The sequence below is a fragment of the Anaerosporobacter mobilis DSM 15930 genome (assembly GCF_900142955.1).
Taxonomy (GTDB): domain Bacteria; phylum Bacillota; class Clostridia; order Lachnospirales; family Lachnospiraceae; genus Anaerosporobacter; species Anaerosporobacter mobilis.
Window position 1 is genome coordinate 351,674 of record NZ_FRCP01000006.1, and the last position, 23,549, is coordinate 375,222.

Here is a 23,549-nt window from a genome sequence, read left to right on the forward strand (position 1 = left end):
TTATTCTTCTCCTACTACAAGAATCGTCTCATTATCATGATCTTTCATACCTTTTATATGCAATCCTGCCTTCTTATACTCTTTGATTCTACTAATAATCTCTTTTGTTATCTCTTCTCCTGGAACTACCAGTGGAATTCCTGGTGGATATAGATAGATATATTCGGCTGCTATATTACCGATGCTTTCATCTATTATTATACTTTCTTTTCTAAGATTATAAGCTTCATATGGTGTTAAGGCAAGCCTTAAATCCGTTACATAAAACAGGGTGGTTTGCTCTTGTTTATTCTCTCTTGATATATTCCTATCAATATCTAAAAGTGCCGCTAGTAGCCGATTGAATCCCTCTTTCGTATCAGCTAAACTTGTCATAGCCAATACATAATTCTTAGAAACCATCTCACATTGAATTCGATAACGATTTAGAAGCATCTCATACAATTCGATACCATTTATAGAACTATGATGCGTAAAGATCAAGATTTTAGAAGGATCAAATGCGAATGGACGTTTCTCTTCTTGTAATTTTATTGGTTGATAGACTTCTAAATGTTTCAGTTTATTACAAGCTTGATAAAACTCTCTTAAATTTTGATAATATTCTTCGAATAATTGCCTTCCTTGTTCCTTTATGATACGGATACAATTACTTATCCCGGACATCAACACATAGGAAGGACTGCTTGTCTGATAAATCTGCAGATACATCTTTATTTTATCATAATCCACTAAACTTCCATTACTATGTAATAGTGCCGTCTGGGTAAATGCCGGTAGTGTTTTGTGAACACTGTGAATAACCAGATCCGCCCCACAGGTTACGGAATTCTCAGGGAAATCCTTGCTAAACCCAAGATGTGCTCCATGTGCTTCATCTACAATCAGTGGAATATTATAAGAATGGACTACACTAGCAATCTCTCTAATATCAGAAACGATACCTTCATAAGTTGGTGATGTAAGTAGCACCATCTTAATATCAGGATTTTCTTCTAATTCCTTCTTAACTTGCTCAGGCGTAATTCCCTTATGAATTCCATAGTCGTCATCCACTTCTGGATATAAGTAGATTGGAACTAACTCATTCAAGAAAATGGCATGATAGACAGCCTTGTGGCAATTCCTTGCCACAAGGACGGTATCCCCCTTCTTGGTACACGCTGCAATAGATACAAGCAATCCACTCGTACTTCCATTAATTAAATAATGTGTATGTTCCGCATGATATAACTGCGCTGCTTCCTCCATATTATCAAGTAAAATCTCTTCTGCATCATGAAGATTATCAAATCCATCGATTTCCGTTATATCAATGGCATATGGATTTACCATATCCATTAATTCTAGATTACGCTTATGACCAGGCATATGCATGGGATAGATATCTTCTTCTCTATATTTTATTAATTTATCATATAAGTACTCCAAATTGAGCTCCTTTCAAATACAAATGTTTTAGTAGAACCTGATTCACAACATAGAGAAGAGTTTCGCAATTGCTTAAAATGTTTTATAAGCGTTTGCGAAACATCATGACTGCATACATGCAAGCTATCTTCTCTACATAACAAAATCAAAATAACTACCAAAAATGATACCTAGGTTTTCTCTCACCCATGAGCCAATAACGAAGATAATCATCCGCTATAATTGCCAACGGTGATAAGAAAAACCAGATAAAAGCATATAATAAACAGATTTGTCCTAATACATTGTATGGTTGATGTGAATAATCCCATACATGCAATCCCAACCACACATTAACAATTAAACCAGTTACAAATTCTACTCCTGTTATTATAACAGATGAAACCACCATTTGACTAACAAATGACATTCGATAAGGAGATTTTTCATTCAGTAAACCTATTAATATAAAGCAAACTCCTCCGGCAATTAACATTGAAACATGGGAATAACCTCTTGATAAAATTTCAATACCACAATATGCATAACCTCCTACAAAAAATAGAAGAATATACTTTATAAAATTATTTTTTACTCTTACCATCATAACCTCCTTTTGAAAAGGCAAAAAGCAGTTCAAAATTTGATATTCCAGTTAAGTCGACGGCGCTAATTTAGACTCCGTCCCTTTACTATTAACATGCTCAATATCATAACAAATATGTTGGTATGTTACTTGCACTGCGTGATAAAGTTGGTAAGTATATTAAATTTTAGCTTTTATTTTAATTCAAATTCACTTTTCATGATACTAGACTTATGTACCTTTCAGATGATAAAATAACAGAAATCCATGAATTAATTATCATAATTGGCAGAAAGGAACTCTCCCATGAAAATCGACCGTTTAATCGGCATTCTATCTATCCTACTACAACAAGATAAAGTTACAGCACCATATCTAGCTGAAAAATTCGAAGTGTCCAGACGTACAATTAATCGCGATATTGAAGACCTTTGTAAGGCAGGTATTCCGATAGTCACAACAAAAGGGCAAAACGGTGGAATTTCAATAATGGAGGGTTATCGAATTGAGCGAACCTTATTAAGCTCTGCTGATATGAAGGCAATTCTTACTGGACTTCAGACCCTTGATTCTGTTAGCGGATCAAATCAGTATCTACAACTAATGAATAAACTATCTGTTGAAAGTACAACTAATCTTGCTCTCAACAATTCTGTTTTGATTAACCTTTCCTCTTGGTACAAATCTTCGCTTGCTCCTAAGATGGAATTAATTAAGAATGCGATTGAACAAAGAGAATTGATTTCCTTTACCTATTGCTCTCCAAGAGGAGAAAGTGTTAAACGAACTGAACCGTATTTTTTGATTTTTCAATGGTCTTCTTGGTATGTTTGGGGATATTGTCTACAGAACAAAGACTTTAGATTATATAAATTACATAGAATCCTAATGCTCGAGAACCTACATCAAGAATATGAACCTAGGACACTTCCTGAACTTCCTGTTCAGCCTGAGCCATTTGGACCATTATCTATTAAAGTAACTGCACTCTTTGATCCTTGTGTTAAATGGCGCTTGATCGATGAGTATGGACCAGATTCTCTTATTCCTCAAGAAGATGGACGTCTTCTCTTAAAATTTAATTTTTCAAACAGAGAACATGTATTAAATTGGCTCTTTAGCTTTGGGGATAAGGTTGAATTATTAGCTCCAAGAGATCTTCAAGATGATTTAGTTAATGGTGCCAAAAACATATTGCATATGTATGGACAAACATGAAGATGTTGCAAAATAGACATTTTAATTTTTTGCAACATCCTCATGTTTTTTCTATAGGAAGGTATACCTTTGATCATAAAGACCTTCCTAATAGAATAAAATAATTGACACTTTTTAATGTTTTATTTAATTAATTTACGCGCCCATATCTTCACGTTCTCTAAATCTGTAGTATCTGGGTGGGACAAAGCTTTATCAAAATTCTCGATACTAACTTTTAAATTCGAATCCTCTGTGTGCTCAGTTATTAGCTTACTATATCTATCTCTAATAGCCATTGGCATTTTACCTTGACAGAAGAAGTAATCCACAACGGTGTTGTTTGAAGGTATGCTTTCTTTAACTCTATTATAAAGGGACTTATAATACTCTTCCGAGCCACCAAAACCTGCTGTTCCAAAATAAGCGATTTGCATATTACTTATTGTATGGCAAAAGTCTGTAATTTCCTTGCAGCACATTCCCTTATCTGTCCAAGATCCCAAAAAGATGAAATCTGCATCTATGGATTCTGCAGGTTCTCCAAAATATACGACCTCATTATCTTTTAATTCTTCTTTTATCGCTTCTGCAATTAATTTCGTATTTCCTGTTATACTTTTATAAACTATTGCAATTTTCATATCGGTACCTCCAATTATACTTTACTTCCAACAACCATCCATATCAACTCGTCAATCTGTACATGTTTTATAACGTATCCATAGGATTCTACTTCATCAACATTAGCGAAATCCTTAGCCTAAGATGAGAGTCAATAACAATTATAATATTATTTTTTATATGTAACAATCATCTTTTTTCCTGCAGTCTTACCGATAAAGCAGAATATTCCACCAAGCACCCTTTGATAGAGATGCAATGGCACCGCCTTATCATAAGCCCTTGTCATACGTTCTTTATCCGTCCAATAAACTCCATCAGTAGATTCATATTCTGTCCCTGGCGCATAATATCTACACATTCCACGAAACAGATTATAGGGAATTAAAATGTTTGATTTCGGACAATGCATTTTCTTTTCCATAACATCTTTACAGAACTTCTCACTAACTTTACTAAGTTGTCTCTGTACCTTTTCGTTTGGATTATACGCATTCCAACTAACTGTCCTTACTTTATAAGAATAACACCGATTGAATCCAATTGCCCTTAGACTTCCATCTATACTCTTTACAGCACCTTTTGCTCCTACTCCTCCAACCGATGTAATAAAGAGCGCCTTTTTTGTGAAAAAATGTGGTCGATGCATTAGATAACAGAAATGGTCTATTAGATTCTTTAATAACGCGGTTTCTCTTACATTAAATGTCGTGCTACATAGAATTAATCCATCTGCCCATTCAAGTGCATTATATATTATTCCAACCTTCTCATAGTGTGGGCAGAATTCCATTCCTTTTCGGAAACAATTACTACACCCAGTACAAAAAGGAAGATTCAGATCCATTAATTGAAACTCTTTGAATTCAGCACTTTTATCGTGTTCTCTAACATAAGAAACCGCATACTCAACTAGCCTCCATGTATTTCCCTTATGTGGACTACCATTAATTACAAGATATCTCATACTATAAATACTCCCCTCTTTGCTTAAAATCATTGTATAAATATTTTGTAAATCTAAAGAATCCTCCTCCAAAAACTAATACTCCAACTTTTTCAAACTCCCCTCATCAAATGAGTACTCACTCGTTCGAAAAGGATACTTCACTTCATTCACATAATACCAAGGATCACTTTCAGATGATGGGTTATTCAAAACATGAAATTCCTGCGCTGGCATGAACCCTTGCGCTAATAAAAATGCTTTATCCCCAAGTTCATTCTCACAGATATCTACAACCATAACGACATGCCCTGGGCTTCCTCCCTTTAAGAAGATATCACCAATTTGTAAATCCGTTATATCAATCTTTGAAGACTCCTTGTCTAAAGAAAGTGTACTTGCATAGGAAAACACGGTATCCAGATACTTTTCAAATGCTTCATAAGAATCATCGTACCCTTTGGTCTTTTGCCAGCTAACAGTATTTCCTTCCACCTTAACGCGGTATCCCTTCTGCCACTTTTCATATTCACACAAAAATCCACTCACAAAATGGAAGTTAATTTTATCATACTGTTTATTCGCATAATAATACTCTGCATACATACGAATAACAGAGTCTGCGCACTGTTGCAGATCTTTATTCGAGAGCCTCATATCCAAAACCGCTATATGCGCTGATTGATTTCCCTTTTCTCTTCCATCATACAATAAAACAGGGGAACCATCTTCCTTAAGATCAAAGTTACGAAGATAATCACCAAAACTGTTATCCGTAACCTCTATTCTAGAATACCCTTCTGGTGTTCGTATTCTAGTCTCTACTGTATTCCCGCTAGAATTGATAAAGGAAGCCTCTTGCCCCATATGGTCGTCATCTAGGCTATCTTCTCCTTGAGAATTTGTAGATTCCTGTTTATCAACATCTTTTGTTGTAGTTTCATCATAATCAAGCTCTTCGTTTTTTTGTTGATTCTCCTCTTTTACCCCCTCTTCGTTTGCATCTGTTATTATCTGCTCTTCATTTACATTCAATTTATCCGATGATGTATTCTTCTCTTTCGTACAGCCAGAAATACTAATCACAATTAGAACTATAATGAGTAATGTACTAATTGCTTTTCCTCTGTCTATCATTCCCACACCCCTTTCAATACTTAACATAATCTAATTAATGTCCATTACCGTTCCTAAGAATAATGGCAACTTTGTGTTATTATCAATAATCGCATATACAAAAGGTCGATTCAGAAAAACCTCATATCCTGTTACCATAGCAGACTCCGTTACCATCTCAACTTTTGTGACAGCTCCAGCTTTCGTTCCCAGTTCATCAACTGAGATATATGACTTATGTAGAACCTCACCTATATAGATGTTTCCATCAGATGAACTTCCTAACTTTGAAAAGTCCGCTGCATCTGAATCAAAGGCAGTCTGTAACCCAAGTTCTATTAATGCATCATTCATCTTTATTGTGTAATTATAGCTAAATTTAGGAATCCTTGTTACTACCGTAGTTGATTGTGCATTTTCAATAACAGAAAGTAAATGTTCTCCTGTTAAGGATTCTAGATAACCATTCACATTGGTTCCTTCATTTGGCAACAATGCTACAAAACTATATTGCCCACCTTTATAATTTTTAATAATTCCCGTAGCAGTCCCATCATCAAGATACATACTCTCATCTGAAGTCATCATATCTACACTTCGTATTGTTCCGTCCCAGGCAGAAAATTCTCCACTATTAACATCATTTTTCGTGTATGGGTTTTCCCATTTTGCATCAAAAACTACTGCATTAAGCAGATACATAATTGAATCCTTATTAATCCTATCTACCATATTGTCAATCATACCATCTGTATGATCTTTTACCCATTGATTAATATCATCTACTGTTGTTTTATCAAAAGGCGATTCATAAGCTTCTGCCCCATAATAATTTGCATTCTTCTGTAGAAAATCAGACTCTACCTTTAATTGATCTTTATCGTCTCGAAACCATATTGCATTGGCTAGACTTAATCTATTATCTGAGTCTGATGGTAATTGATTTTTATAAGCATATAAATATTCATTCAACTCATCAATAGACCCACCACCAGCCAATAGTTGCTCCATCTCTTTTTTCGTACCAGTATCCGCTCCGTTTGCCGTCATAGATAACGCCATCATAACAGAAACAGGTGAAATCATTGAACTCTCATTCTCCTTTGCCGATTCTCGAAACAACTTCACTGAAAAATTTGCTGTTTGTTTGATAAAATTTTCATCAAGCTCTTTTTTCTCTACAACACTTGCTTTCACATTCTTCATTAAATTCGCACTCTTAATCTTGTAAGAACATCCTGTCGTAGAGAATACAACTCCTGTCATAGCAATTATAGATACAATCCTCTTTACATAAAGCTTATTAACCTTAATCATAGTAATACCCCTTTCCTATGTTTTATTCTATTTTACGTAATAGTTACTTCCATAGATTTGACGACATATAACAGAAAAAGGTTCCACCCCTTATATCCTACTAACTAAAAATTAGAATTTCGATACTGTTTTGGTGTACATCCTACTATACTAAGGAACACCTTGTTGTAATAACTGATATTATTAAATCCAGACAGATTCGCAATCTCCGCAATCTTCTTGTTGGTCTCCGTAAGAAGATGGCAGCTCTGCATAACACGATAACGCATGATATATTGCATTGGAGTTCGATTCATCGTTTGACGAAATACCCTGCAAAACTGACCTTCACTCATAGGAATCAATGCTGCTAATTCTGATAACGTCACCTCATAGGAATAGTTCTCCTCGATATAAGCAAGAACAGGTTTAATTCTTTCTTGATTCAGAGAATTATCATCTTCCATTACATCATTAAGCTTCCCATGTTTATAGTACAGCTCCCAGATAGCATACATACGTGTCTTCAGCATTAATTCGCTATCCAGTAGTTTTAGATGATCCAGTTCATTGATTTCATCAAGCCAGTCAAGAATCTTTGATTGCCATCCGTTATCTCTACGAATCACTGGCGTAAACAATAACTTACCTTTTAGAACTGGTCGTATATAATGCTTGCTAAAATGTGTATGTAGGTCATTTTGCAAGAACTCATAAGAGAATACCACTGCATAGAACGCACAACCATCTGTATTTACTGCTCTTGCACTATGGTACATATTAGAATTAATGAAGATGCAATCTCCTTTCTCAAGAACGTATTTTGTTTCTTCAACTTGTATCTCGATTATTCCCCTGGTTACAACTAATATCTCTATCTCTCTATGCCAATGCAAATAGAATACATTCTGCGTGCCCTTGGGATATTCTAGTTTATGCAATGCAATGGGTATTTCTGCCGTACCATGACTAATCTTCTCTTCATAATCTTTGGCTTTATCTTGGGCTTTTATTCCACTTTTTTGAATTGTATCCATCCTCTCACCTCCTGCTTTCTTTTTTTCAATATATTATCCAGACTCTCCACTTGTATAATACCTGTAGACAATTGCATATCTCTTTTTCGTGTATAACCCTTGTTTTAAGGTTGTATACTACAAATTGTAATTACTACTCTGCTCCTCTTCTTACAATTCATTTAACTAACTATGATATTATCAAAATAATGTTATAAATTATTTATTTAGTTAAATATTAATCGTTCCAATAATAATATAATACTATTATATCAATATAAAGTAAATACAAAAAACACCAACAGAGATTGAATACACCAAAATATACATTCATCTAAAAGGAGGATATAAAGCTATGAAATTCGCAAACGGATTCTGGGTTACACAAAAAGGTTATGATGTGAAGTTCGCATCTCAACCATATGAAATTACAACTACACAAAATAGCATTACTGTTCTAGTAACATCAGCAGTAATCGAAAACCGTGGTATGACTCTTCAAGGCCCAAATCTTGAAGTTACGTACTCATCAACTTGTGAAGATACCATTAAGGTAAGTACCGTTCATTATAAGGGTGGTCTTGATAACACACCTCACTACGAATTAAACGAAGATGCTAACTTCAAACCTATCATTAATGATACTGAAGAATATATCGAGATGATCTCAGGTAATACAAAGGTAGTAATCGCTAAAGGTACTTCTTGGAATGTACAATTCTACTATAAAGACAGACATTTAACTGGTAATACATGGAGAGCTACTTCTTACATCACAGAGAATCAATACAGCGTAGATGCTAAAAAGGAATTAAACAAAGATAATGACTTCTTCGATTACCCAGTAACTGATAACGCTTCCTATCTAAGAGAGCAATTAAAGACAGATATCGGCGAATGTATCTATGGTTTTGGTGAAAAATTCACTCCATTCGTTAAAAACGGTCAAAACGTTGAAATCTGGAACAGCGATGGCGGTACTTGTACGGATCAAGGATATAAGAATATTCCTTTCTATATCTCATCAAAGAGCTACGGTGTATTAGTAAATAGTTCTGATAAAGTATCTTTCGAAGTAATGTCTGATACGGTATCTCGTGTTACTTTCACTGTACCTGGTGAAGAATTAGAATATTTCGTAATCGGTGGAGAAAACCTTGAAGACGTATTAAAGAACTACACAAACTTAACTGGTAAGCCAGCTCTTCCACCAGCATATTCATTTGGTTTATGGTTATCTACTTCATTTACAACTAATTATGACGAAGAAACCATCAACTCTTTCATCGATGGAATGGCTGATAGAGATATTCCTCTTCAAGTATTCCACTTTGACTGCTTCTGGATGAAAGAATTCGAATGGTGTAACTTCGAATGGGATACCAGACAATTCCCTAATCCACCAGCAATGCTTAAGAGACTTCACGATAAAGGTTTAGAAGTATGTGTATGGATTAACTCATATGTTGGCCAACGTTCTAAGTTATTCGATATTGGTAAAGAAAAGGGTTACTTCATCAAAAACCTTGATGGTAGCGTATTCCAAACTGATTTCTGGCAACCAGGAATGGCAATCGTTGACTTCACAAATCCAGAAGCATGGGATTGGTACAAAGGATTATTAAAACAATTATTCGAAATGGGTGTTAACAACATCAAAACAGACTTTGGTGAAAGAATTCCAACAAAGTGTAAATATTATAACGGTATGGACCCTGTTAAGATGCATAACTACTACACTTACCTTTACAATAAATGTGTATTCGAAGCATTAGAAGAATTCTACGGAAAAGATAAAGCTTGTCTATTCGCAAGAAGTGCAACTGTTGGCGGACAAAAATTCCCTGTACACTGGGGTGGTGACTGCTACGCTGAATACTCAGCAATGGCAGAAACAGTTCGTGGTGGACTTTCTCTATGCTCAACTGGTTTTGGTTTCTTCAGCCACGATATTGGTGGATTTGAAGCTACGGCTCCAGCTGATGTATACAAGAGATGGTGCGCATTCGGTCTTATGTCTACACATAGCCGTTTACATGGTTCAAGTTCATACCGTGTTCCATGGAGCTTCGATGAAGAATCATGTGACGTACTTCGCTTCTACACCAAATTAAAAGGTAGATTAATGCCTTACTTATGGTCACAAGCAATCAAAACTCACGAAGTTGGTGTGCCAATGATGCGTTCTATGGTTATAGCATTCTCTAATGATCCTGCATGTAAATATCTTGATGCACAATACATGTTAGGTGATAATCTTCTAATCGCTCCAGTTATGAACGAAGAAGGAATTGCTGAGTTCTATGTACCAGAAGGAACTTGGTATGATATCATAACTAACGATGTATACGAAGGTGGCAGATATTACACAAGAACATGTAATTACTTCGAGATGCCAATCCTTGCTAGACCAAACTCAATCGTTACTTTTGGTGAATTTGCATCAAATAACGTGGTTTATGATTACCTTAACAACGCAGAAGCTACTATTTACAACCTTGAAGATGGTAAAACTGCTACTGCTACGATTTATGACAGCGAAGCAAACAAACTCACAGATATCACAGCTACTCGTAATGGTAATGTAATCGAAGTTTCTTATGCTGCGACAGACAAGTCATTCACTGTAGCTGTTGCTGGTACAGATAAGAAAGCTACTGCAGTTTCTGGTAGTACTTCTGTAAGTATTACACTATAATAACTAACTAATTCCGTTTTAGCTTAAAATATAATAAATGTACCTGAAAAAACAATCTTTCGACTGATTCGTATGTGGAACACGGATATGTAATATCCGTGAAGCCGCATATAAACTGTGAAGATTGTTTTTTTACTAGTATGTAAATGTATCCGATAAACAAATAAAATCAAAAGGATTATTTTGGGTAGCCCCTTATTCCAAAAAATATTGGAGGTAACAAGATGGACGCTGTATCTAAATTCTGGCAAACAGAATCTACATTGAGGCAAATGACAGCGAAGGCACTAGGAGAACAACTCCGTTCCTTCTTAGCCAAACCATTAGATGGTGGTTTCTGTAATGCCGTATATTTAATTACTGCAAATGATAAAGAAATGGTACTAAAAATTGCACCTCACGAGAATATTGAAATGTTGTCAGACGAGAACAATCTATTATTAAACGAAGCACAAATGCTAACCTTCATTAATCAAAAACTCTCTATTCCTATCCCCAGTGTTATACTACATGATACCAGTTGTACCATCTGTGAAGCACCCTACCTATTCATTAGCAAAATTAATGGCATCTCTTATGATAAAGTAATTCAGGATTTATCTGAGCTGGAACGCGCTCAGGTGAAACACAGAGTTGGTGAGATTACAGCCAAAATCAACACCATATCAAACACACAGTTTGGAAGACCCCAATTACCAGATTCCTTCACATCTAGTAATAGCGAATTCATGCTTGGAGTTTTCCGATTGCTCCTTGATGATGGCTTAGCTAAGAATCTTGATATTCCATATGTCTCTTATGATGAGCTTTGGAATTTAATCCTTGCCAATCAAGAGGCTTTTGACGACTGTAAACAGCCATGTCTAATTCATAACGATATCTGGGATGGTAATATCATGATTCATAATAACACGCTATCAGGAGTCATTGATTTCGAGCGCTGTCTATGGGGTGATTATCTATTAGAAGATGATTTCTCCGGATATGGGGAAATCGATCAAAACTTCTTAGACGGCTATGGTAAAAACACATTTACCAAGATGGAGCTACGTAGAATCTCCCTGTACCGAATATGGCGTCGTCTTGCCATGACAATTGAGACACCGTATCGTCAATTCGCTGATGAAGGGCGTTTTAACTGGGTCACTGGTGAGCTTCGAAGTGAGATTGAAAACTTAAGAAGATTAATGAATTAATAATCCACTATCTCCCCATCTTTACCAGTGAAATTTATGAAACCCATATTGACAGAATTGTCAATATGGGTTTTAATTTTATGATATTATTATTTTGGCCAGTTTGTCATAAGTCAGTTTAATTTAGGTCTCGTCAATTTTTACAAATTTATGTGTGAACCTATTATGTCAACGTAGTTCACCCGCAACGCTCTCTCGCCCCGCTGAAGTTGGTAGAGGGCCATAAGGATGTGCAAATTGGCGAAGGAAAGTATTACGAGAGGGTTTTACACCTTAACCTATTCTAGAAAGGGCAATGTAACAATGTTAAATAAATCAAAATTGGTAATCGCAATAGGCTCCAAGCAAAGACTGTAAAACATTATAGTAACATTTTGTTTGGAGCCGTAATTAACTATAGAATATTATGCTTAATACAGTCTTTGCATGGACTATTTATTAAATTCTCAAATAGTTTAGGAGCAAAGAGTATGAAATATAAAAAAGCACAAGATATTTTACCTAAGCATGTACTGGAGCTACTTCAAGAATATGTTGATGGTGAATATCTATATATACCACTTAAGAACAATTCCAAAAAATCTTGGGGTGAAAAAAGTGGATTTAAAAAAGAGCTTAGCGATAGAAATAGAGAAATTTATAATAAATATCAAAGAGGAATGGCAATTAGTCAGCTAATAGGTGAATACTATCTAACAGAAAGTAGTATAAGAAGAATAATAAGATCAGAAAAATCAAGGGATAATTGACTTATATATTATCAAGAATAATACAGAACTGTTTATGGACATGCTCATTTAGATAATTAGTGATATACTTATAATCAGATCAGAGGTTATTAATTATGGAGGCATTATATGAATAAATTATATGTATTAGAAATAGATTTTGAACTCAATGGAGCCATAGATTCAATATATCCTGTTATATTACAAGATGAAAATGAAATGATTTTAATTGATTGTGGTTATCCTAATTTTCTTCAATTAATAGAAGAATGTGCAAGTAAGAATACTATAGATTTAGAGAAATTAACAAAACTCATCATCACTCATCATGACTTTGATCATATGGGTTCAGCAGCTGATTTCAAGTCCAAATACCCTAATATAAAAATATTAGCCTCCTCAAAAGATGCAAAATATATCAATGGTAAGGAAAAATCTTTAAGGCTTCAACAAGCAGAATCGATATACAATGACTTGCCCGATGACCAAAAGGAAGCCGCACTATCATTCCAGAAATTATTAGAATCAGTAGATAATGTTGATGTAGATATAACACTAAATGATGGTGATATATTTGATTGGTGCGATGGTATGGAAATCGTTGAAACACCAGGACATATGCCAGGGCATATATCAATTTATCTCAAGGAAAGTAAAACTTTAATAGCTGGCGATGCTTTAGTTATCTTGAATGGCAAATTAGCAGTCGCAAATCCACAATATACATTAGACATGAGTGAAGCCATAAAATCTATTAACAAATTGCTAAATTATGATATCCAAAAAATCATATGTTATCACGGTGGAGTATATCAAGAAGATATAAAAAACTCATTAATAAATATTCAAAAATAAAATTTACTTATCTATTGAAAACCAAAGGCATTAATAAAATATATTGAACTATGCCACAGTGTAAAGCTTATTTAGTTAATTAGTAAGTCAAGGCCGATTAAATTGCCTTGGCCTTACTAATTAATACAGCTTTTCTAGGTGTCTATAAATCAGCCGAATTCTTTACTCACCTTTTCCTCAAGCCACCTAGCAACACCATCTTCATCATTACAAGCAATAATTCCCGTTGCCACCTCTTTTAGTTCGGATACCGCATTTTCTACTGCATAACATTCATCTGCTATCGTAAACATATTCATATCATTAACTGCATCACCAAATGCAACCACTCTGTCACAATTAAAAAGCTCTTTTACTTGCTTGATTGCATTCGCCTTGGTTGCGGCACTCGGCATAATTTCACACCAGTATTCCTCTCGATATAATTCCTGAGCCAAGGTACAACGATAACGATTATCAAGACATAATGCTTCATAGATTGGTAGGAGCTTTTCCTTCTCACCAATACAGGTATAGTAAAAACTCTCTCCATCATAGAGTTGATTATCTTCAACAGGGCGTAGCCGTTTATCACCTTTTCGTAAACTCAGATACCTCTGCACACCCTCGTTTTCCTTATCTGGATTCCAAGATACACATTCTTTCCCCCCTATGTATGAATACACTAACGGTGAAATCTGATTACCTTTTATGATTTCTATTGCTTTTTCTCGTTCTTTCCTCGTAAATTGAATTGACGACAGAACTTTACCCGTTCTTGGTTGAATCACCAAACAACCATTATAGACAATAACAGGCATGTCAATTGATAAGCCCTGTGTGACAACAGAAGCAGAAACAAGGGAACGTGCTGTTGCATAAGTGAATAGCATCCCTTTCTCCATTAATCTGTTAATTGTACGTATGCTATATTCACTGACACGATCTTTGGTATTCAATAAGGTTCCATCTAAATCTGTTACATACAATGTCTTCATTGATTTTCCTCTCCACCTTTCACTCTGTACCAATAAGTATATGCCTTTGTAAATCCAAGTTTCTCATATAGCCTTATAGCACCCTCGTTCACTGACGCCACTTGTAGGTACACCTCGTTAGCACCATACTTCTTACCTTCGTTGATAATCTGTCTACAAATCTCTGTTCCTAATCCAAGTCTACGGTAACAATTATACCTTGATAGCCCAGTTGCTCCTTATTCTTTGACACATTATTTACCGTCATTTGTTTACTCTCCCCCTTATATATCTTATGCTTTTTCTCCACCAAGCAATATATTCACATTATTGTACTGTGCTGCATTCCATAACTCAGTACTAAATTCATGAATATCATAACTTAAGTATTCTAGTAGCTCCTTATTATCTTCAAATCCCATCCTAATTAAGCTTTGTAAGAGATTCATTATAATTATTTCAATCTCCAACTGCCCCTTCTCAAGGATTTTATCCTGAATATAATTAATCTCATTCTTAGTGAATCTATTTCCAGAAATCGGTTTGTCTATCCACATACATACTAACACGTTACGCAAAACAATACTACATACATTGATTAATAGCTCCTCATAGTCTGTATGATATAATTCCAAGGTCTTCAATATATACTCTTCTGGAAACGCTTTGAGAAATGTCTGCTCATATTCTGTGTAATTCAGATATAATTCGATTGCATCTACCCCTTGTACGTCTCCTATAAACCGTAAGGTCGGATAATCCAGTGTAAGGATATGATTCTGTGGTGCAAACTTAGCATCATAATACAAAAAGAAAGCTGGCATTCCCTTTACAATCGTATCATAATATGCCTGATTTCTGTACGAATTAAAGTACGATAGCAGTGATGAATACTTTACGTTCAATCGTTTTACTTTCTCTACAAGAATATGATATCCATGTTCATATGCTTCTTTTGCCGACAAATGCTCGGCTCTATTCACCATAACATATGCTGAACTTTTTTCATTGTTGTCAACCATATATTCAGAATGATGAATACAGTATATAGCTGCCTCCATCAATTGTCTGGCTGTTTCAAACCGGATTGAACTACTTTCCTTACTCGTATATTGCTCAGTAAGTTTCGCTACAATTGGTACTAACTCTTCCATCTCATACTCTAACATAAGCACACTCCATTATTCTTTTCACTATACCTCAATACGTAATATCCTTTAGTCATCCCACCCGCATCGAATCTTCCGTGCAAATGCTTCCAAAGCTGTATCCTCTAGGTAGTCCAAGTCACCTTGGCACTTACCATCAAGCTGTTCTTTCATATACTCTAATAACTCATCATCCGTCAATTCATCTAGGGACTCATTCTTGTAGAGATAGAAGATCTCTTGAAGTCTTTGAATAGTTTCCACATAATTATCTTGATATATATAGGTTGAGTCACAGAATGTAAAAATTAGCTTAGTAATAATCCCTTCCCCAAACTCAATCCGTTCTTGCCTAATAAGGTTTTCTCTTCTTTCCTTGATTAAATCCAGCGCCTCTTTCTCTGATAGTTGAATCCCAAATTGTTTCGTGTAGTCATTACAAGCCATTAGGTCCTTCATCTGCTTTTGTATTGTCAGTTGATTGTTTTCTTGCTGGCCTATTAGATATTGAAAGATTTTATCTTCATCCATTCTTTTTACCTTCCTCCTATTTTTTACTAATTTGGGGTGTCAAAGGCCAATTATGATTTCGATCTCGTCAATTTGAACAAATTAATGTGTGAGACTGTTATATGTGCAAATTGACGAACGCAAGTTTTGCGAAAGGCTTTGGCACCTGAATCTTTACTCAAACTTCGCACATAAAAAATCCATTTCAAGTGGGTGGTTGCTATATTTATTAGAAGAACTATCTGAGCAACACTTAGTTTAAATTATTTATTTATTAATTTATTTATTGTAAATCTACGCCCTTTTATTTACAAGTCTTGAAAAATTGTGGATTTTGTGGTAATATAGTTATAGAAAAAGAGGAAAATCATTGATTTATTAATTCAAATGATTTTCCTCTATTTATTATTTATGCATTAGGAAATTTACCTACTATTCTGCATTATTATACTTATTTATTAATTGCAAAAATCTTTAGTTCATTATCCACTTCATTAAACCATATTGCGCCATTCGCAATCATATAGCCTTGGTAATTATAAAACGGGAATATACAATCCTCTTTTTCTAATACCGCAAGAAACTCCTCTGAAAAATATGCATCATTTACAGTGGCAAGGAACTCCTTCTTGTCAGTAATCTTTGTTATCTCACCATTCTCATTAACAATCAATGGATATTCAACATAGTCTGCCACTTGATCCCATTCCTTGTTGATAATATGATCTCGTATGGTTTGTATTGATTTTTGAACTTCTTCTCTTGATAAACCTTCTGTTGGATATGTTACGATGGAGTCTAATTGCATCTCAACTTCCTGATACCCTTCACCATTATTGAACTTACCAATAATGCCATCTCCACCTAATGTGTTCGTATATACGATTCCTAATTCAAAGGGTTCTTTCACAAGAATCATACCTATATCAGCAGAATCGTCAATTCTAAATTCATTCTCACTAGCTGTGATATTTGCAGATATTTCCTCTCCATCAATTACTACGTAAACCATTTGATCACCATTATCACCGCGGTATAAGGCGATTTTCGAATTCTTAGCACCAATTAACCCCGAGTAAATATTGTATCCTTCATTATAGATAATTGGTTTTGCCTTGTCATAGCCCTTCATCTCATCTTCTATCACTCCTGTCTTCGCAGACTCTTGTGGAGCATCAATTTCCGTCGAATTCTTCTCTGGCTCTTTATTATCATCTGTGCATGCGCTTAATCCAAACATCACTACTGCCGCTGCAATAATCAAGCTAACTCGTCTTTTATTTAGACTGTTTTTTCTATTCTTGCTAATTCTCATAATAATTTCCATGCATCTTACAATCTTGCTTGTGACTTTTCTAGAATAAATCATATGAAGAAAGTTACGCATGACTCCTCTCATAATAATAAAGTGTAGACAATTGTTATACACTTTGTAATGGCGACAAACATATCAATGTTTTTATGTCAGTGTTATAACTTTCCTAAAATCGTAACGGAAACCAAAACATAAATATGTTGGCATGAAATAAAGCTTCAAAATCATAAGCCTTTACGCCTTAATAGCCCATCTCATCTTAGTTGATCGGGCACGGCTATTTATATTACATTCTTCTAAAGATGGTCGAATTACGTCCTTTGCTATATCACTGTATATTCCTTCTCTGTAAAAGTGTTTAAAATATTGCTTTACAAGACGATCTTCGCCCGAATGGAATGTCAATATGGCAACACGTCCGCCTTTGGCTAGAACATTAGGGAGTTTCTCCATAAATTGCTCCAATACTTCAAATTCACTATTTACATCAATACGAAGTGCTTGGAATGTTCTTTGGCAAGTCTTCTTAATGATTTCTTTTCTCTCAGAAGCTGGGACAGAGGTAAGTACCCCTTCAATAACTTCTCTTAGTCTAGTAGTTGTATCAATTGCTCTTCCTTTTTTAATTTCAGATACAATTGCTCGAGAGATCTCTCTTGCATATGGTTCATCCGAATTCTCAATTAACATTCCTTCTAATTCTGGTTGTGAAATGTTTTTCAAACGTTCTGCTGCCGAGATACCTTTACTAGGATCTAATCGTAGATCCAATGGCCCTTCTACTTTGTATGAAAATCCTCGATCCGGATTATCAATTTGCATAGAGGATACACCTAGATCCGCTAATACAAAGTCAAGTGGTCCTGATTCTGCAATTATTTGATCAATATTTGCAAAGTTCAGTAATTTAACCGTTAATATATCTGTCCCATATCCCAAACCCTCTAGACGCTCTTTCGTTTTCGCAGACTCAATAGGATCTACATCAAGCCCATAGATATGACCTTTTCCTTCTAGACATTTTAACATATGTGAAGTATGCCCACCATAACCAAGTGTAGCATCTAGTCCAATCTGTCCAGGCTTAATCTGCAAGAATTCTAAAATCTCATTCACACAGATGGATATATGCATCCCTGCTGGTGTACTTCCCTTACTAATTACTTTCTCTATTGTATCCTTATATTTCTCAGGTTGGTGTTCTTTGTATTTTTCCTTATAGCTCCTAGGATGTGTTCCTTTATAACGAACACGTCTTTTATGCTGTTGTTCTTGATTATCCATTGTTTACCTCTCTATTTCCATAATTTATTACCTACTCATAATTAAATACTACTCATTCCTAATATATTTCATCTGTAATCATAGCATATTTTATATAAAATGAATAGCGTACAATGTCGATCTCTACATTAGGAATGAATGTGGGAAAGAAGTCTATATATCTCTGTTATTCAATAATAAATTCTGCGGTCAGTGTATATACATCATAATCACCAGTACCTCTAAAATCCATTATATCTTTGACAATTCGGTATTTTCCTGGCTTTAATTCTCCATATAACCAATTCCAGTCGATTATAAATTCACTTTCTTTATTCTTTTCCAATCCGTACGCAATGTCATTAAATCCAAAATCTTCAATAACATAAGGTACATCATACCATCTTCCATCTTCATACTTTTGCAAGTAATATTGATCTCCATATTGGTAATCCTTATCTGCCTTGTTCAACAATGTAATTACAGCACCTTTTTTAGTTAGAGAATACACCTGTACAGACATGGATATTCCCTCCGGAACTATACTCTCATCTTCCAAAGATTCGAATAAACTAAATATCATATCATCCTCGACATATGCAAGGTCTCTAATCGTTGCTTCTCCACCAGCGTATAGATATCCATAATAAGTGAGGTCATTTGTCTTAAATATAACCTTCTGTATTGAATAAACACCATTCCCACTACCGGCTAAATCATTATCAACAAGTTCATCAAACAGCGTTATACCTGTAAGGTCATAGGTAGTTTTATATAATTTTCCTGTGGGTACATAAAAGACATACATATCCTTCTCGCTTAGTGGGTGTAGATACACAGAAGTACCATCTGCTGAAACCGATACTTCACAATAATTATCCCCTTGTGTGTAGTTACAGCCAATTGCCTCTAGATCAACGGCTCTAACAAATTCCTGTATATTCAAATCGTAAACAAAAAGTCCAAAGTAATCATGGAAGATTATATTATTACCATCTGCATAATCAAGGATAGCTCCATCTGCTCCTAGATTCCCATCTAGATTTATTGTAGGGATGGTTACTTCAACCTCGTTCATCTCTTGTTCAGAAAACTCCTCTACTTGCGATGGTAATTCATTATCTTCTGTAACTGGCAAGGCCTCCTCTATACTACCAAGTAATCTCTTTATGAAATCTTCCACATCTTTCGTATTAACAATCCGATACGAAAACGAAGAATTCACTTCATTATCAAACCAAATCTCCTCCCCCGTAATATAGAAAGCGTAACTTTTGTCATATCCTGTTCCATAGGAAATAGTAATACTAATATCTTTATCTCGATTTTCGCTACGATCTTTACTAATCTCCTTCTTCTCTACCCTTAATGTCTTGAAAAATTCAATAAATTCATTACCATAGGCTGCTGGAAATGTTTGTTCTTTATCAGACATACGTATTGTTATAGAGTCGATTTGATCCTCATCTATACTGTTAACTTCTTCCACTATTTTATTAAATGTAGTAGTTGATAAGGGGTTACTTAGCAAAGCGATTCCTAATATAATTACGCCAATTACTGTACAGATTACTACTGATATCAAAGGTTTTTTATATCTGGCTACATTCTTAATACGTCCCTTTACGTTCCCCTCTCCAAATGCTAAAGGCACTCCTAATATTAATCTTCTCCCCACAGATAGGTTCAGTAAAGAGGTTGCATATTCCTTTCGAATATCTTCTTTATAGTTTTTCATCACATATTCATCACATGACATCTCCATATCCTGATTCAGTATTGCATATGCAATTAGAACAAGGGGATTAAACCAATGAATAACCGTGATAACGAATACGATCAATTTAATCATATGATCTTTTCGTTTTATATGAGCTTGTTCATGCATTAGTATATAAGAGATCTCTTTTTCGTTAATTATAGATGGCAAGTAAATACGTGGTTTTAGAAAGCCCAATACGAATGGTGTGGCAATATGATCGGATAGGTATATTGTATCGAGACCGTTTTGTTCACTTGATAATGTGTTAAAACTTATACTGCCGATTAATTTCTTCTTCAATCGAATAAAAGATACAAAGCTATAGATAAAAACTATTCCAATCCCAACTAACCAAATTACTTGCATAATACCCATAATTCTCTGTATAGGATTGATACTGGATACCGTATCTGCCTTTGGAAGTACGTTGTTTACAACTTGATTAACTACGGTACTTCCTGTATGTATCTCAGGTACCTGTTCATATATAATTTCTTGTTTAATTGGTTCTATCTCCTTTGGCAAGATGCTTAGCACACTCTCAAAAGAAAAAGGACAGATTAACCGTACAAATGCAATTAGCCATAGATAATAGGCAAACTTCTTTGGAGCTCTTATTATGCGTAAGATATATCTAGCCAATAAAGCAAAACATATGACAATACCGCCTTGGTAGCTCATATTCAACAGCTTAATAAAGATATCTTGTGTCATAGACCCTCCTCCTTAATTCTCATCACAGCTCTCAATTATCTTCTTCAAATTCTCGATATCCGCCTTACTTAACTTCTTCCTTCTTGTAAAAGCAGCTAAAAATCCAGGTAACGATCCACCAAAACTATTCTCTACGTATTGTTCACTTTGACATGCATAGAAATCTTGTTTCGATAACATTGATGTAACCGTACCGCTCTCGTTTTGAAATACTCCTTTTTGGCTTAATCTCTTTAAAACAGTATATGTAGTGGTTCTTTTCCAACCAAATTCTTTCTCACAAATCTTAATTAATTCATTCATAGAAATCGGCTCCTTCTCCCAAATAATATCTGCAAATCTTCCTTCAATTGTTCCTAGTGAAAACTCTTCCATTTGATATACCAGCCTTTCTAACACAGTTCTGACTACATATTGTAGTCACTTACAGTCTACAATATGTAGTCAGAATTGTCAATGTTAATACTCTTTCTACTAAGGTGTGTTTAAAGAGGATTTTACCACGCTGTAGATTATAGTTCTTTGTAGAAGTCGCCGCAGTCTTAGGTATCGTTATAACACAGGAAAAAAGATCATCTTATCCACATACACCGTGAATGAGACGATCTTTATTAACATATATAACTTTAATTTACTATCTTAATTATAATTCTATATTTTATAACTCAACCATCTCTCCATCTTTCGTATAAGTAATCTTCATCTCCTTATCCACAAGATTTACTACAAGATTAGCTTCTTCTTCACCACATCTTCTTGTAATGCTTATGATATTGTCTGGACTTTCATTAAGAATGAATTCTCCATCGAATGCCTTATGACTATTACGGAATTTCATTAACTCAAGAAGACGTTTTACAACTGGACGTTCTACTTCTTTGGCTACTTCTTCTACTGAATAGTAGTGACGGTTAATGTTACGTCCTACTTTTGTCTCTTCTAATAATTCTAGATCGTTCTTACCTGCTAACATACCTACATAGTATACTTGTGGGATTCCAGGTGCGAAGAATTGAACTGCACGTGAGCAAAGATAAGCCGCATCATTATCACCAAGTGCTGAATAGTAAGTACAGTTAATTTGGTAGATATCTAAGTTATTGTAAGCTGCTGTGTTGTAAATTTTCTTAACATTAGCTCCGAACTTGAAAATATCCTCTTTTGTACGATCAATTTCTTCATCTGGTAGTAAGTCACGAACATCAACCACACCAATTCCATCATGAGTATCTAATGTAGTAAATTGTTTTCTTGGACAAATGTTTAACCAGTTCTTTAAATATGAGCTATTTCCATAATATAATGCATTGATTAAGAGCATTGGAAGAGCAAAGTCATATACGTAGAAATCTTTCTCTTCAATCTTTTGTTGCATTGTATAATGTTCATGAATTTCAGGTAAAATAGCTACTCCATATTCTTTAAGAATATCTTCGCATTCATTAAGCAAGTTCCATACCTCTGGTTCGATGAAGAAACAGCTTGTACCAGCTTTCTTCGTTGCATATGCAAATGCATCTAAACGAATAATTGCTGCACCATGTTCACATAAATAACGAAGATTTTCACGAATGAATTTCTTCGCAGCTTCATGTGGACAATTGATATCAATTTGTTCTTCATCAAATGTACACCAAACCTTTTCTGAAGTCCCATCCGCAAAAATTGCATCTACATAAGGTGCACGAGGCTTTCTCTTATAGATAACGTCTACTTCTTCTTGCGTTGGCTCACCATTTTTCCAGAAGTCTTTATAGCGAATGAATAAATCTCTATACTCCGAATCATCTTTCTTTGCTAAGAAGTCTTTATAATATTCACTTTGTGCTGAGATATGATTAATCATGTAATCATACATAAGATAATAATCGTCAGCAAGGCTCATAACATCTTCCCAACCGCCAAAAGTAGGGTCAACTTCACGGTATGTCATAGGAGCAAAACCACGGTCCCCACTAGATGGGAAGAAAGGAAGTAAATGAACACCTCCAATTGCATCTCCAATATGGTCTTTTAAAATTGTTTTTAGATCCTTAAGATTATTACCCATAGAATCCGCATATGTGATTAACATAATTTTATTTTCTATCTTTTTCATACTAACTCCTCCTGAACTGCCTTATTTATCATCATGGCAACCTTTCATTTGTGTCTCTTCATCATGTTTTTACAAGCTATTTTGTATTGATTTATTAATCTTTGATTTATCACTT

At 34.8% G+C, this 23,549-nt stretch carries 20 protein-coding genes and 1 pseudogene; 5 read left to right on the forward strand and 16 right to left on the reverse strand.

Features of this window, described 5'->3' with window-relative positions; translation table 11 throughout:
- On the reverse strand, positions 1 to 1,431 hold the full coding sequence (locus BUB90_RS04385; protein ID WP_073283430.1) for an aminotransferase class I/II-fold pyridoxal phosphate-dependent enzyme: 1,431 nt from the start codon (positions 1,429 to 1,431) through the stop codon (positions 1 to 3).
- A 154-nt stretch (positions 1,432 to 1,585) separates the two neighbouring features.
- The gene (locus BUB90_RS04390; RefSeq protein ID WP_073283433.1) at positions 1,586 to 2,014 is read right to left on the reverse strand and encodes a putative ABC transporter permease; all 429 of its coding nucleotides are present in this window, start codon (positions 2,012 to 2,014) and stop codon (positions 1,586 to 1,588) included.
- A gap of 288 nt (positions 2,015 to 2,302) precedes the next feature.
- On the opposite strand from BUB90_RS04390, the gene BUB90_RS04395 reads away from it, so the two are divergent.
- Positions 2,303 to 3,214, forward strand: a complete 912-nt coding sequence (locus BUB90_RS04395) for a helix-turn-helix transcriptional regulator (RefSeq protein WP_073283436.1) — start codon at positions 2,303 to 2,305, stop codon at positions 3,212 to 3,214.
- Positions 3,215 to 3,336: 122 nt separating this feature from the next.
- Here BUB90_RS04395 and bilS read toward each other — a convergent pair whose 3' ends face one another.
- The 5 genes from bilS to BUB90_RS04420 form a co-directional block, all read right to left on the reverse strand.
- Complete coding sequence (gene bilS / locus BUB90_RS04400) at positions 3,337 to 3,837, reverse strand: flavodoxin family protein BilS (protein ID WP_073283440.1); 501 nt, start codon at positions 3,835 to 3,837, stop codon at positions 3,337 to 3,339.
- 149 nt (positions 3,838 to 3,986) lie between these two features.
- Complete coding sequence (locus BUB90_RS04405) at positions 3,987 to 4,784, reverse strand: flavodoxin family protein (RefSeq protein ID WP_073283843.1); 798 nt, start codon at positions 4,782 to 4,784, stop codon at positions 3,987 to 3,989.
- A 75-nt stretch (positions 4,785 to 4,859) separates the two neighbouring features.
- Positions 4,860 to 5,900 (reverse strand): DUF4846 domain-containing protein, encoded by a 1,041-nt coding sequence (locus tag BUB90_RS04410; RefSeq protein WP_073283443.1) that lies wholly within the window; start codon positions 5,898 to 5,900, stop codon positions 4,860 to 4,862.
- A 30-nt stretch (positions 5,901 to 5,930) separates the two neighbouring features.
- Positions 5,931 to 7,196, reverse strand: coding sequence for a serpin family protein (locus tag BUB90_RS04415; protein ID WP_073283446.1), 1,266 nt, complete (start codon positions 7,194 to 7,196; stop codon positions 5,931 to 5,933).
- Positions 7,197 to 7,300: 104 nt separating this feature from the next.
- Positions 7,301 to 8,212 carry a helix-turn-helix domain-containing protein gene (locus BUB90_RS04420; RefSeq protein WP_073283450.1) on the reverse strand — a complete coding sequence of 304 codons (912 nt, stop codon included), beginning with the start codon at positions 8,210 to 8,212 and terminating at the stop codon, positions 7,301 to 7,303.
- A gap of 334 nt (positions 8,213 to 8,546) precedes the next feature.
- On the opposite strand from BUB90_RS04420, the gene yicI reads away from it, so the two are divergent.
- The 4 genes from yicI (at position 8,547) to BUB90_RS04440 (ending at position 13,668) form a co-directional block, all read left to right on the forward strand.
- Entirely contained in the window at positions 8,547 to 10,889 is a 2,343-nt protein-coding gene (yicI, locus tag BUB90_RS04425) for an alpha-xylosidase (RefSeq protein WP_073283452.1), read from the forward strand.
- Between the two features lie 224 nt (positions 10,890 to 11,113).
- Positions 11,114 to 12,085, forward strand: a complete 972-nt coding sequence (locus tag BUB90_RS04430; RefSeq protein WP_073283455.1) for a phosphotransferase family protein — start codon at positions 11,114 to 11,116, stop codon at positions 12,083 to 12,085.
- Between the two features lie 422 nt (positions 12,086 to 12,507).
- Positions 12,508 to 12,834 (forward strand): CD3324 family protein, encoded by a 327-nt coding sequence (locus BUB90_RS04435; RefSeq protein WP_330393748.1) that lies wholly within the window; start codon positions 12,508 to 12,510, stop codon positions 12,832 to 12,834.
- A 108-nt stretch (positions 12,835 to 12,942) separates the two neighbouring features.
- Positions 12,943 to 13,668, forward strand: coding sequence for an MBL fold metallo-hydrolase (locus BUB90_RS04440; RefSeq protein ID WP_073283461.1), 726 nt, complete (start codon positions 12,943 to 12,945; stop codon positions 13,666 to 13,668).
- Positions 13,669 to 13,817: 149 nt separating this feature from the next.
- Here the strand turns inward: BUB90_RS04440 and BUB90_RS04445 are convergent, their stop codons facing one another.
- The 9 genes and pseudogenes from BUB90_RS04445 to gtfA form a co-directional block, all read right to left on the reverse strand.
- Positions 13,818 to 14,645 carry an HAD family hydrolase gene (locus BUB90_RS04445; protein WP_073283464.1) on the reverse strand — a complete coding sequence of 276 codons (828 nt, stop codon included), beginning with the start codon at positions 14,643 to 14,645 and terminating at the stop codon, positions 13,818 to 13,820.
- Positions 14,642 to 14,827 (reverse strand): annotated as a pseudogene (locus BUB90_RS24385) (GNAT family N-acetyltransferase); the annotation flags it as partial. The gene BUB90_RS04445 and the pseudogene BUB90_RS24385, both read right to left, overlap by 4 nt.
- A gap of 90 nt (positions 14,828 to 14,917) precedes the next feature.
- Entirely contained in the window at positions 14,918 to 15,793 is an 876-nt protein-coding gene (locus BUB90_RS04455) for a DUF6179 domain-containing protein (RefSeq protein ID WP_073283467.1), read from the reverse strand.
- Positions 15,794 to 15,841: 48 nt separating this feature from the next.
- Positions 15,842 to 16,303 carry a DUF6323 family protein gene (locus tag BUB90_RS04460; RefSeq protein ID WP_242952477.1) on the reverse strand — a complete coding sequence of 154 codons (462 nt, stop codon included), beginning with the start codon at positions 16,301 to 16,303 and terminating at the stop codon, positions 15,842 to 15,844.
- Positions 16,304 to 16,733: 430 nt separating this feature from the next.
- On the reverse strand, positions 16,734 to 17,597 hold the full coding sequence (locus BUB90_RS04465) for a hypothetical protein (RefSeq protein WP_139241698.1): 864 nt from the start codon (positions 17,595 to 17,597) through the stop codon (positions 16,734 to 16,736).
- Positions 17,598 to 17,831: 234 nt separating this feature from the next.
- Positions 17,832 to 18,881, reverse strand: coding sequence for a 16S rRNA (cytosine(1402)-N(4))-methyltransferase RsmH (rsmH, locus tag BUB90_RS04470; RefSeq protein ID WP_073283473.1), 1,050 nt, complete (start codon positions 18,879 to 18,881; stop codon positions 17,832 to 17,834).
- Positions 18,882 to 19,047: 166 nt separating this feature from the next.
- Positions 19,048 to 21,336, reverse strand: coding sequence for a M56 family metallopeptidase (locus BUB90_RS04475; RefSeq protein ID WP_073283477.1), 2,289 nt, complete (start codon positions 21,334 to 21,336; stop codon positions 19,048 to 19,050).
- A gap of 12 nt (positions 21,337 to 21,348) precedes the next feature.
- Positions 21,349 to 21,711, reverse strand: a complete 363-nt coding sequence (locus tag BUB90_RS04480; protein ID WP_073283480.1) for a BlaI/MecI/CopY family transcriptional regulator — start codon at positions 21,709 to 21,711, stop codon at positions 21,349 to 21,351.
- A gap of 283 nt (positions 21,712 to 21,994) precedes the next feature.
- Positions 21,995 to 23,434 carry a sucrose phosphorylase gene (gene gtfA, locus BUB90_RS04485; protein ID WP_073283483.1) on the reverse strand — a complete coding sequence of 480 codons (1,440 nt, stop codon included), beginning with the start codon at positions 23,432 to 23,434 and terminating at the stop codon, positions 21,995 to 21,997.
- Positions 23,435 to 23,549: the final 115 nt, after the last annotated feature.